This window comes from Streptomyces sparsus, from assembly GCF_054776295.1.
In genome coordinates this window covers 1-11,886 of sequence record NZ_BAAHCA010000066.1, presented here as the reverse complement: position 1 = coordinate 11,886, position 11,886 = coordinate 1, and the positions used below count along the sequence as shown (strand labels likewise).

At 71.2% G+C, this 11,886-nt stretch carries 11 protein-coding genes; all 11 read right to left on the bottom strand.

Annotated elements, in window-relative coordinates:
• On the bottom strand, positions 1 to 582 hold a 582-nt coding region (locus ACYVE9_RS06625; RefSeq protein WP_461026783.1), incomplete at its 3' end, for a COX15/CtaA family protein.
• 114 nt (positions 583 to 696) lie between these two features.
• Positions 697 to 2,355, bottom strand: a complete 1,659-nt coding sequence (gene pgi, locus ACYVE9_RS06620; RefSeq protein ID WP_461026782.1) for a glucose-6-phosphate isomerase — start codon at positions 2,353 to 2,355, stop codon at positions 697 to 699.
• A 124-nt stretch (positions 2,356 to 2,479) separates the two neighbouring features.
• A complete protein-coding gene (locus ACYVE9_RS06615) occupies positions 2,480 to 2,815 on the bottom strand; it encodes an RNA polymerase-binding protein RbpA (RefSeq protein ID WP_308358464.1) in 336 nt (111 codons plus the stop codon).
• 149 nt (positions 2,816 to 2,964) lie between these two features.
• On the bottom strand, positions 2,965 to 3,198 hold the full coding sequence (gene secG, locus ACYVE9_RS06610) for a preprotein translocase subunit SecG (protein ID WP_461026781.1): 234 nt from the start codon (positions 3,196 to 3,198) through the stop codon (positions 2,965 to 2,967).
• A gap of 116 nt (positions 3,199 to 3,314) precedes the next feature.
• Positions 3,315 to 4,091, bottom strand: a complete 777-nt coding sequence (tpiA, locus tag ACYVE9_RS06605; RefSeq protein ID WP_461026780.1) for a triose-phosphate isomerase — start codon at positions 4,089 to 4,091, stop codon at positions 3,315 to 3,317.
• A gap of 142 nt (positions 4,092 to 4,233) precedes the next feature.
• Positions 4,234 to 5,457 carry a phosphoglycerate kinase gene (locus tag ACYVE9_RS06600; RefSeq protein WP_461026779.1) on the bottom strand — a complete coding sequence of 408 codons (1,224 nt, stop codon included), beginning with the start codon at positions 5,455 to 5,457 and terminating at the stop codon, positions 4,234 to 4,236.
• A 117-nt stretch (positions 5,458 to 5,574) separates the two neighbouring features.
• Entirely contained in the window at positions 5,575 to 6,579 is a 1,005-nt protein-coding gene (gene gap, locus ACYVE9_RS06595; RefSeq protein ID WP_461026778.1) for a type I glyceraldehyde-3-phosphate dehydrogenase, read from the bottom strand.
• 168 nt (positions 6,580 to 6,747) lie between these two features.
• Positions 6,748 to 7,737, bottom strand: a complete 990-nt coding sequence (gene whiA, locus ACYVE9_RS06590; RefSeq protein ID WP_461026777.1) for a DNA-binding protein WhiA — start codon at positions 7,735 to 7,737, stop codon at positions 6,748 to 6,750.
• Positions 7,728 to 8,744 (bottom strand): gluconeogenesis factor YvcK family protein, encoded by a 1,017-nt coding sequence (locus ACYVE9_RS06585; protein WP_461026776.1) that lies wholly within the window; start codon positions 8,742 to 8,744, stop codon positions 7,728 to 7,730. The genes whiA and ACYVE9_RS06585 overlap by 10 nt, the downstream gene beginning before the upstream one ends.
• 5 nt (positions 8,745 to 8,749) lie before the next feature.
• Positions 8,750 to 9,685, bottom strand: coding sequence for an RNase adapter RapZ (gene rapZ / locus ACYVE9_RS06580; RefSeq protein WP_461026775.1), 936 nt, complete (start codon positions 9,683 to 9,685; stop codon positions 8,750 to 8,752).
• A gap of 40 nt (positions 9,686 to 9,725) precedes the next feature.
• A complete protein-coding gene (gene uvrC / locus ACYVE9_RS06575; RefSeq protein ID WP_461026774.1) occupies positions 9,726 to 11,798 on the bottom strand; it encodes an excinuclease ABC subunit UvrC in 2,073 nt (690 codons plus the stop codon).
• Positions 11,799 to 11,886: the final 88 nt, after the last annotated feature.

Below are 11,886 nucleotides of genomic sequence, written 5' to 3'. Positions count from 1 at the left end.
CTCGACCAGCGCGGCGGCGGCGACCGTCAGGGCGGCGGCGAGCTGCCGCAGCCGGGGGCCGACCAGCGGCCTGGGTGCCTCGTCGCCCTCCCGGGCCCGCTGCCAGGTGATCACGGTGACGGTGATCAGCGAGGTGGCCAGCAGGAAGTGCCCGGCCACGGAGTACGGGTTGAGACCGGTCAGCACGGTGACGCCGCCCAGCAGGGCGTTGCCGAACACGATGAAGAACTGGGCCCACGCGAGGCGGGAGAGGCCCCGCCGTCGCGGCTTGGCCGAACGGGCGGCCACGATGGCCCAGCCGACGGCCGCGCACAGCACGTAGGTCAGCATCCGGTTGCCGAACTCGATCGCGCCGTGCATGCCCATCTCGGACGTCGCGATGAGGCTGTCGTCGGTGCACTTGGGCCAGGTGTCACAGCCGAGGCCGGATCCGGTCAGCCGTACGGCGCCACCGGTGACGACGATGACGACGCTCATCACCAGCGCGGTGAGCGTGGCGCGTCGCAGGGTGCGTTGCGTCGGGGTCCAGCGGCGGGCGACGTACGCGACGGGGTTGCGCGCGGCTTCGAGCAGTGGGGACACGCCACCATGGTAGGCGAGCGCTTGTGCGCGCGTTCACGAGGGGCTGCGCCCGGGAGAGGCGTCCCGGGAAAGGCGGCGGCCGAACCGGCCGCCGCCTTCGGGGTCACCTCGTGGTCAGCGCCCGCGCAGGTTCCGGTAGGTCTCCACCAGCGCCCTGGTGGAACCGTCGAGGCCGGGCACCTCGGCGCCCTCGGTGAGGGCCGGCTCGATCTGCTTGGCCAGTACCTTGCCCAGTTCGACGCCCCACTGGTCGAAGGAGTCGATGTCCCAGACGGCGCCCTGCACGAACACCTTGTGCTCGTAGAGGGCGATCAGCTGGCCCAGCACGGACGGAGTCAGGCTGCGGGCCAGCAGGGTCGTGGTGGGGCGGTCGCCCTGGAACGTGCGGTGCGGCACCTGCTCCTCGGGCACGCCCTCGGCGCGCACCTCGTCGGCCGTCCTGCCGAACGCCAGCGCCTGACCCTGGGCGAAGAGGTTCGCCATCAGCAGGTCGTGCTGGTCGCGCAGTGCGCCCAGTTCGGCGATCGGCTCGGCGAAGCCGATCAGGTCGGCCGGGATGAGCTTGGTGCCCTGGTGCAGCAACTGGTAGTAGGCGTGCTGCCCGTTGGTGCCCGGGGTCCCCCACACCACCGGGCCGGTCTGCCAGCCGACGGGCACACCCTGCCGGTCCACCGACTTGCCGTTGGACTCCATGTCGAGCTGCTGTAGGTAGGCGGTGAACTTCGACAGGTAGTGCGAGTACGGGAGCACCGCGTGCGCCTGCGCGTCGAAGAACTCGCCGTACCAGACGCCGAGCATGCCCAGCAGCAGCGGGGCGTTGGCCTCCGGCGGGGCGGTGCGGAAGTGGTCGTCCATCAACCGGAAGCCGTCCAGCATCTCCTGGAAGTGCTCCGGCCCGATGGCCGTCATCAGCGACAGGCCGATGGCCGAGTCGAAGGAGTACCGGCCGCCGACCCAGTCCCAGAACTCGAACATGTTCGCCGTGTCGATGCCGAACCGCTCCACCTCGGCGGCGTTGGTCGACACCGCGACGAAGTGCCGGGCGACGGCCTCCGGGCCGGCGCCCAGGCCGTCCAGCAGCCAACCGCGGGCGGCGGTCGCGTTGGTGAGGGTCTCGATGGTGGTGAAGGTCTTCGACGCGATGACGAAGAGGGTCCGCGCCGGGTCGAGGTCGCGGACCGCCTCGTGCAGGTCGGCGCCGTCGACGTTGGAGACGAAGCGGAAGTCGATGTCGCGTGCGGTGTACGCGCGCAGCGCCTCGAAGGCCATCGCCGGGCCCAGGTCGGAGCCGCCGATACCGACGTTGACGACCGTGGTGATGCGCTCCCCGGTGTGGCCCCGCCACTCCCCCGAGCGCACGCTGCGGGAGAAGGCCGCCATCCGGTCGAGCACCGCGTGCACCGCCGGTACGACGTTCTCACCGTCGACCTCGATGACCGTGTCTCGGTCGGCACGCAGCGCGACGTGCAGCACCGCGCGGTCCTCGGTGTTGTTGATCCGCTCGCCGCGGAACATGGCATCCCGGCGCTCGGCGACACCGGTCGCGGCGGCCAGGTCGAGCAGCAGCCGCAGGGTCTCGTCGGTGACGAGGTGCTTGGCGTAGTCGACGTGCAGGTCGCCCACGTCGAGGCGGTAGCGCTCGGCACGCCGGGGGTCGTCGGTGAACAGTTCGCGGAGGCCGACCCGTCCCGACTTCTCCCGGTGCTCGGCCAGCGCGGCCCACTCGGGCAGTTCGTCGAGCCTGGTCCGGTCGGCTGCGGCGTGTGCGTTCATCTGCGAATTCAGCCCATTCTTGTCGTTCGAGCCCCGCCGCACCCCAACCTATACGGAGAAACGGCCCGGTCGTGCACTCTGCTCGAGTGTGCGTCCGGGCCGTCGAAGCGGTGCGGTGCGGCGATCAGATCTCGCCCCTGAGCTTGGCCAGTGCCTCGGCGAGGATGGCCTCCCCGTCGGCGTCGCTGCGGCGCTCGCGGACGTAGGCCAGGTGCGTCTTGTACGGCTCGGTGCGCGGCGGGTCCGGCGGGTTGTCCCGGTCCTTGCCGGCGGGAAAACCGCAGCGCGGGCAGTCCCAGGTCTCGGGGACCTGGGCGTCGCTGGCGAAGCTCGGCTGCGTCTCGTGCCCGTTCGAGCACCAGAAGGAGATTCGGAGGCGCGGCGCGGACTCGCCCCGCTCGGCCTCCCCCATCGGCCCCGCTCCGACCCGGCTTCCCCGGATCGCGTTGCCACTTGCCACGGTTGTCACTCCCTGCCTCATGGTGCTGCGAAGTCGCCCTGGTGTGCGTAAGGCCCAACGCGCGTCCGGTGACCGTAGTTACCCCCCGTCGGGGACGCGAGCCTCATGATAGGCAGGGAGCACGACGCTGTGTCAGCCGTCCACCGGCATCATGACGTCTTCATCATGATGCCGAGCGCCACGATGATGCCGAACCAGACGAGCGCCACCGCGACGGTGAGGCGGTCGAGGTTGCGTTCGGCGACCGAGGAGCCACCGACGGACGACTGCATGCCACCGCCGAACATGTCGGAGAGACCGCCGCCCTTTCCCTTGTGCATCAGCACCAGCAGCATCAGCAGCAGGCTGAACACGATCAGGGCGATCGACAGACCCAATTCCACGGCTGGACCAACTCTCTCGGACTTCGAAGCAAGACGTTACGGATGAAGGGTGCGGGGCCGGGCGTGAAGCCCGACCCCGCTCAGGGTACGACGGGAGTGACCCGTCGGCCTAGCTGCTACTGATCGCGGAAGCGGACGATCTTGACGAACTCCTCCGCGTCCAGCGCGGCGCCGCCGACCAGCGCGCCGTCGACGTCCGGCTGCGCCATGATCGCCGCGACGTTGCCCGACTTGACGGAGCCGCCGTACTGGATGCGGACCTGGTCGGCGACCTCCTGGCCGTACAGCTCGGCCAGCCGGCCACGGATCGCGCCGCAGACCTCCTGCGCGTCCTCCGGAGTGGCGACCTCGCCGGTGCCGATCGCCCACACCGGCTCGTAGGCGACCACGAGGGTGGCGGCCTGCTCGGCGGTGACGTCGGCGAGCGCGCCGTCGAGCTGGGCGAGGGTGTGGCCGACCTGGTTGCCCGCCTTGCGGATGTCCAGGCCCTCCCCCACGCACAGCAGCGGTGTGAGGCCGTGCCGGTAGGCGGCCCGCACCTTGGCGTTGCAGACCTCCTCGTCCTCGCCGTGGTACTGGCGGCGCTCGGAGTGGCCGATCACCGCGTAGGTGCACTTCAGCTTGGCCAGCATGGCGCCGGAGATCTCACCGGTGTAGGCACCGGAGTCCTTCGACGAGATGTCCTGCGCGCCGTAGGTGATCTTCAGCTTGTCGCCGTCGACGAGGGTCTGGACCGAGCGCAGGTCGGTGAACGGCGGCAGCACGGCCACCTCGACCTGCTCGTGGTCCTTGCCCTCCAGGGCGAAGGCGAGCTTCTGGACGTGGGCGATGGCCTCGAGGTGGTTGAGGTTCATCTTCCAGTTGCCCGCCATCAGGGGCTTGCGGGAGCTCATGCGGCTGCCTTCCTGTGCGCTGCGCCCGCTCGGCGGGCGCCGGTCATGGTGGTGGTTCGCCGGGCGGCACCGGGGTGGGGCACGCCGGCCGGGGCACCGCCGGTGAGGGCGGTGCCGCCGGTCGTGACGTCGCTCACCGCGGTCACTTCTCCAGCGCGTCGAGGCCCGGGAGGGTCTTGCCCTCCAGGTACTCCAGGCTGGCGCCGCCACCGGTGGAGATGTGGCCGAAACCCGACTCGTCGAAGCCCAGGATGCGGACCGCGGCAGCGCTGTCCCCGCCGCCGACGACCGTGAAGGCGGAGCTGTCCAGCAGCGCGCGGGCCACGTCCCGGGTGCCGTCGGCGAAGTCGGGGTGCTCGAAGACGCCCATCGGACCGTTCCAGAAGACGGTCTCGGCGTCCGCCAGCTTGGACGCGTACAGCTCGCCGCTGCGCGGACCGATGTCCAGCCCCATCAGGCCGGCCGGAATGGCGTCGGCGTCGACGGTGACGACGTCGGCCGGGGCCTTCACCGCCAGGTCGGGGAACTGCGCCGCGGCCCGCACGTCGACGGGCAGCACGAACTCCACGCCGAGCTTCTCGGCGCGCTCCAGGTAACCGCGGACCACGGGGATCTGGTCCTCCTGGAGCAGCGAGCTGCCGACCTCGTGCCCCTGGGCGGCGAGGAACGTGTACGCCATGCCGCCGCCGATGAGGATGCGGTCGGCACGCTCCAGCAGGTGGTCGATGACGCCGAGCTTGTCGGAGACCTTGGCCCCGCCGAGCACCACGGCGTAGGGCCGCCGGACGTCCTCGGTGAGGCGCTTGAGCACGTCGACCTCGGTGGCGATGAGACCGCCGGCGGCGTGCGGCAGCAGGGCCGGCAGGTCGTAGACGGAGGCGTGCTTGCGGTGCACCGCACCGAAGCCGTCACCGACGTACACGTCGGCCAGCGCGGCGAGTTCGGCCGCGAACGCCTGCCGCTCGGTGTCGTCCTTCGCCGTCTCGCCGGCGTTGAAGCGGAGGTTCTCCAGCAGCGTGACCCCGCCGTCGCCGAGCCCGGCGACGGTGGCCTTCGCGCTGTCCCCCACGGTGTCGGCCGCGAACGCGACCTGCCCGCGCACCGCGGAGCCGAGCAGCTCACCGAGCCGCTCGGCCACCGGCGCGAGGGAGAACTGCGGGTCCGGGGCGCCCTTGGGCCGGCCCAGGTGGGACGCCACGATCACCCTGGCGCCCGCTTCGGCGAGCCGGGTGATGGTGGGGACGGCGGCCCGGATGCGGCCGTCGTCGGTGATGGTCTTCCCGTCGAGGGGAACGTTGAGGTCGGCGCGGACGAAGACCCGCTTCCCGGCTACACCCTCGGCGACCAGTTCGTCGATCGTCTTCATGCTTTCTGCAACTCCTTGGGAGAAGGCCCGTCACGGGAACCGGGCCCGTGCGGCGCGTCAGCGCACCACACGGGCCCGGTTCCGCTCACAGCTCACTGGGTGGGAGCGGTGCGGGTGTCAGAGCCGGCTGCCGACGAAGACCGTCAGGTCCACCAGGCGGTTGGAGTAGCCCCACTCGTTGTCGTACCAGCCGACGACCTTGACCTGCTTGCCCTGCGTCATCGTCAGGGAGGAGTCGAAGGTGCAGGACGCCGGCCAGTTCACGATGTCGGACGAGACGATCGCGTCCTCGGTGTAGTCCAGGATGCCCTGGAGCTGGCCTTCGGCGGCCTTCTGGAACGCCGAGTTGATCTCGTCGACGCTGACCTCGCGGTCGAGCTCCAGGACGAGGTCGGTGACCGAGCCGGTGGGGACGGGGACGCGCATGGCGATGCCGTCGAGCTTGCCCTTGAGCTGCGGGAGCACGAGGGCGGTCGCCTTGGCGGCACCGGTGGAGGTCGGGATGATGTTCTCGGCGGCGGCACGCGCGCGACGCAGGTCCTTGTGCGGGAAGTCAAGGATGCGCTGGTCGTTGGTGTAGGCGTGGACCGTCGTCATCATGCCCTTGACGATGCCGAAGTTCTCGTCGAGGACCTTGGCCATCGGCGCCACGCAGTTGGTGGTGCAGGAGGCGTTGGAGATGACGTGGTGCTTGTCGGCCTCGTACTTGTCGTCGTTGACGCCCATCACGATCGTGATGTCCTCGTCCTTGGCGGGCGCGGAGATCAGGACCTTCTTGGCGCCGGCGGCGAGGTGCTTCGCGGCGTCCTCACGCTTGGTGAAGATGCCGGTGGACTCGATCACGATGTCGGCGCCGAGCTCGCCCCAGGGGAGGGCGGCCGGGTCGCGCTCAGCCATCGTGCGGAACGTCTGGTTGCCGACCGTGATGCTGTCTTCGGTGTGGGCGACCTCCTGCTTGAGGCGACCCAGGATGGTGTCGTACTTCAGCAGGTGGACCAGCGTCGCGTTGTCGGTCAGGTCGTTGACACCGACGATCTCGACATCCGCTCCCTGCTCCAGAAGTGCGCGGAAGTAGTTGCGACCGATGCGGCCAAAGCCATTGATGCCTACGCGGATCGTCACGAACCGATCTCCTCGTTGGTACGTCGGTGCGGACACCGACGAAGGTTGTTTGGGATGTCCCCGACCGCCTTCGACCCTACCGCGCCGGGGCGCGGCGGGTGACATCGGCCACGGCAGTGTGGCGGGTGCGCTCGCCGACGGCGGCCACGGGGCGTACGCGGGCCGTGATCAGCCCACCATCTCCTCTGTCAGCTCCTCTGTCAGCGTGGCCTCGGTACCCGCGATCCCGATGTCGGACGCGCGCTTGTCGGCCATCGCCAGCAGCCGGCGGATACGTCCCGCCACCGCGTCCTTGGTGAGCGGCGGGTCGGCAAGTGCGCCGAGCTCCTCCAGTGAGGCCTGCTTGTGCTCCATCCGCAGCCGGCCGGCCGCGGCGAGGTGTTCGGGGACCTCGTCCCCCAGGATCTCCAGCGCCCGCTGCACCCGGGCGCCGGCGGCCACCGCGGCGCGCGCGGAGCGGCGCAGGTTGGCGTCGTCGAAGTTGGCCAGCCGGTTGGCGGTCGCGCGCACCTCGCGGCGCATCCGGCGCTCCTCCCAGGCCAGCACCGACTCGTGCGCACCGAGCCGGGTGAGCAGGGCGCCGATGGCGTCGCCGTCCCGGACGACCACCCGGTCGACACCGCGGACCTCACGCGCCTTCGCCCCGATCTGGAGCCGCCGCGCGGCGCCCACCAGGGCCAGGGCTGCCTCCGGGCCGGGGCAGGTGACCTCCAGGGAGGACGAGCGCCCCGGCTCGGTGAGGGAGCCATGGGCCAGGAACGCGCCGCGCCAGGCAGCCTCGGCGTCGCAGGTGGCGCCGGACACGACCTGCGGCGGCAGGCCGCGAATGGGACGGCCGCGGCCGTCCACCAGGCCCGTCTGCCGGGCGAGCTGGTCACCGCCGGCCACCACCCGCACGACGTAGCGGCTGCCCCGGCGCAGTCCGCCGGGGGCCATCACCACCAGGTCGGAGGCGTGGCCGAAGATCTCCAGGATGTCCTTGCGGAGTCTGCGGGCCGCGATGCCCGTGTCCAGCTCCGCCTCGATCACAATCCGCCCGCTCACCAGGTGCAGGCCGCCGGCGAATCTCAGGATCGACGAGACCTCCGACTTCCGGCAGCAGGTCCGGGTGACGGGGAGCCGGGAGATTTCATCCTTCACCGCTGCCGTCATCGCCATGGGCCGATCCTTCCATGCATCCGAAAAATACGGTCGTACGCGGCTGCCAGCAGTTCCGGGTCGTGCGTCGGGGAACCGTCCGGCGCGGCCACCGGGGCCAGCTCGACCGAACCACCGAGCCGCTGGGCGGCGGCTCGCAGGCTCTCCTGGTCGGGCACTGCGTCCTCGTCGGCCAGCACCACGTCGAAGGCGAGTTTAGGGGCGTGTCGGGCCAAAACCTCCAAATGACGCTGCGGGGAGAAACCATCTGTTTCTCCCGGTTGCGGCGCGAGGTTGAGGGAGAGCACCTTGCGGGCCCGCGTCTCGGTCAGCGCCTGGAGCAGTTCCGGCACCAGCAGGTGCGGGATCACCGAGGAGAACCAGGAGCCCGGACCGACCACCACCCAGTCCGCGTCGAGCACCGCCTCGACCGCCTCCGGCACCGCCGGGGGGTCGTGCGGCACCAGGTGCACCTGCTGCACCTCGCCGGGGGTGAGGGCCACGGTGGCCTGGCCGCGGACGGTGGACAGCTCGTCCGGGCGGTCCACGTCGTGGCCGCGCACCAGGGCCTGGAGCTGGAGCGGCACGGCCGACATCGGCAGCACCCGGCCGTGCGCCCCGAGCAGTTTGCCCACCAGGTCGAGGGCGGCCACGTGGTCGCCCATCTGCTCCCACAGGGCGGCGATCAGCAGGTTGCCCACGGCGTGGCCGTGCAGGTGCCCCTTGCTCGCGAACCGGTGCTGCACCAGGTTCGCCCAGGTGCGCCCCCACTCGTCGTCCCCGCACAGCGCGGCCAGCGCCTTGCGCAGGTCCCCGGGCGGCAGCACGTCGAGTTCCTCGCGCAGCCGTCCGCTGGACCCGCCGTCGTCGGCGACCGTGACGACGGCGGTGAGGTCTCCGGTGATGCGGCGGAGCGCGGTGAGCGACGCGGACAGGCCCATGCCGCCGCCCAGGGCGACGACCTTGGGCTGCCCCCTGCGGGAGGGCACCATCTTCCGGCGGCGCAGCCGCAGAGTACGGCCGGTCACTCGGCTCACTCGCGTCCCATGTCCCGGTGGACCACGACGGTCTCCACACCCTCGGTCGACAGCCGGCGGCCGAGCCGCTCGGACATCGCCACGCTGCGGTGCTTGCCGCCGGTGCAGCCGACGGCGATCGTCACGTAGCGCTTGCCCTCGCGGCGGTAGCCGGCCGCGATCAGTTCGAGCAGTTCGGAGTAGCGGTCCAGGAACTCCTTGGCGCCGGGCTGTTCGAAGACGTAGTCGGAGACCTCCGGGCTGGTGCCGGTGAAGGGCCGCAGCTCCGGTACCCAGTGCGGGTTGGGGAGGAAGCGGCAGTCCACGACGAGGTCGGCGTCGACGGGCAGCCCGTACTTGTAGCCGAAGGACATCACCGTCGCCCGCAGCTCCGGTTCCTCGTCGCCGGCGAACTGGGCGTCCATCTTGGCCCGCAGCTCGTGCACGTTGAGGCTGGAGGTGTCGATCACCAGGTCGGCGTCGCCGCGCAGCTCCCGCAGCAGGTCCCGCTCGGCCTCGATGCCGTCGACGATCCGGCCGTCGCCCTGGAGGGGGTGCGGGCGGCGGACCGACTCGAAGCGGCGGACCAGCGCGTTGTCGGACGCCTCGAGAAAGACGATTCTTCGCGTGACCTGCTTGGCCGCGAGATCGGCGAGCGACTCCTTGAGGTTGTCGAAGAAGCGGCGGCCGCGGACGTCCACCACCACCGCGATACGGGCGACGTTGCCCTGCGAGCGGGCGCCGAGGTCGACCATGGTGGGGATGAGCGCGGGCGGCAGGTTGTCGACCACGAACCAGCCCAGGTCCTCCAGGCACTTGGCCGCGGTGCTGCGCCCCGCTCCCGACATGCCGGAGATGATCACCAGTTCGGGGATCTTCCCGTTGTCGGTGCCCGCGGTCTCCGTCGCCGTGCCCGTACTCACCTGTGCTCCTGTCTCGGTCTCTGCGTCCATCGTGCTGTCCCCCGGTTCTCGGCTGGGCGGTCTGGCGGTGTCACTTCCCATCATCGTCGATGATCTCGCCGGTCGCGGTGTTCACCGCCGGCCCGGCGGGCGTCGCACCGGCGAGCGCGGCGGCCACCGTCTCGGCTGTCCTGCGGCCCACGCCGGGGACCTCGCACAGCTGCTCCACCGTCGCGGCCCGCAGCCGCTTCACCGAACCGAAGTGCTTGATCAGCGCCTGCTTGCGGCTCTCCCCGAGTCCGCGCACCTCGTCCAGGGGCCCGGCCTTGAGCGACTTGGTGCGTTTGCTGCGCTGGTAGCGGATGGCGAAGCGGTGGGCCTCGTCCCGGACCCGCTGGAGCAGGTACAGGCCCTCGCTGCTGCGCGGCAGCACCACCGGGTCGTCGTCGCCCGGCAGCCACACCTCCTCCAGCCGCTTGGCGAGACCGCAGACGGCGACATCGTCGATGCCCAGCTCGTCCAGCGCGGCCTTGGCGGCGGCCACCTGCGGTTGGCCGCCGTCGACCACCACGAGCTGCGGCGGGTAGGCGAACCGCCGCGGCCTGCCGTCCTCGTCCCGGCCGCCGGCCTCTCCGGGCGGCCCCGCCTCCCCGACGGGCCCGGGGCCGGGAACGGCAGCGGAGGAGGTGGACCCGGGAGCGGCGGACTCGGCGGGGTCGGACTCGTTCCACTCGCCGGTGCGCTGCTTCTCCTGGAGGTAGCGGCGGAAGCGGCGCCCGACGACCTCGTGCATGGACCGGACGTCGTCCTGGCCCTCGAAGCCCTTGATCTGGAAGCGGCGGTACTCGCCCTTGCGGGCCAGCCCGTCCTCGAAGACCACCATGGAGGCGACCACGTCGTCCCCCTGGAGGTGGGAGATGTCGAAGCACTCGATCCGCAGGGGCGCGGTGTCCAGGTCGAGCGCCTCGGCGATCTCCTCCAGGGCGCGGGACCGGGTGGTGAGGTCGGAGGCGCGTTTGGTCTTGTGCAGGGTGAGGGTCTGCTGGGCGTTCCGCCGGACCGTCTCCATCAGGTCGCGCTTGTCGCCGCGCTGCGGGATACGCAGGCTGACGCGGGCGCCGCGGCGTTCCGCCAGCCACTCGGCCACCGGCTCCAGCGGGTCCGGCAGGGCCGGCACCAGCACCTCGCGGGGCACGCCGCCCGTGCCGGTGCGGCCGGTGTCGCCGTGCTCCTCGCCGTAGAGCTGCTGAAGAGCGTGCTCGACCAGGTCGGCGGTGGTGACCGCCTCCACCTTGTCCGTCACCCAGCCCCGCTGACCGCGGATCCGGCCGCCGCGGACGTGGAAGATCTGGACGGCGGCCTCGAGTTCGTCCTCGGCGAGCGCGATCAGGTCGGCGTCCGTGGCGTCGTTGAGCACCACCGCGTTCTTCTCCATCGCGCGGCGCAGCGCCCCGATGTCGTCCCGCAGCCGGGCGGCCTTCTCGTACTCCGTCTGCTCGGCCGCCTCGTGCATGCGCTCCTCCAGCCCGCGCAGATAGGCGCCGGTCCGGCCGGCGGTGAAGTCGCAGAAGTCCTCGGCGAGTTCACGGTGCTCCTCGGCGCTGACCCGGCCCACGCAGGGTGCCGCGCACTTGCCGATGTAACCGAGCAGGCAGGGCCGGCCGATCTGGGCGGACCGCTTGAAGACACCGGCCGAGCAGGTGCGCACGGGGAACACGCGGAGCAGCAGGTCCACCGTCTCGCGGATCGCCCAGGCGTGCGAGTACGGCCCGAAGTAGCGCACGCCCTTCTTCTTGGCGCCGCGCATCACCTGGACGCGGGGGAACTCCTCGTTCATGGTGACGGCCAGGTAGGGGTAGCTCTTGTCGTCCCGGTACTTGACGTTGAACCGGGGGTCGAACTCCTTGATCCAGGTGTACTCGAGCTGAAGGGCCTCCACCTCGGTGCCGACCACCGTCCACTCGACCGAGGAGGCGGTGGTGACCATCGTGGCGGTGCGCGGGTGCAGTCCGGCCGGGTCCTGGAAGTACGAGGAGAGCCGCTGCCGCAGGCTCTTGGCCTTCCCGACGTAGATCACCCGCCGGTGCTCGTCGCGGAAGCGGTAGACCCCGGGCGAGTCGGGGATCTGCCCCGGCTCGGGCCGGTAGCTGGACGGATCTGCCATGCCGAACAGCCTACGGCCCGGCTGCGACAGCGCGGGGGCGCCCGCCCTCCGGCGGCCCCGGGGGGCCGGTCCGGCCGATGCCGGTCTG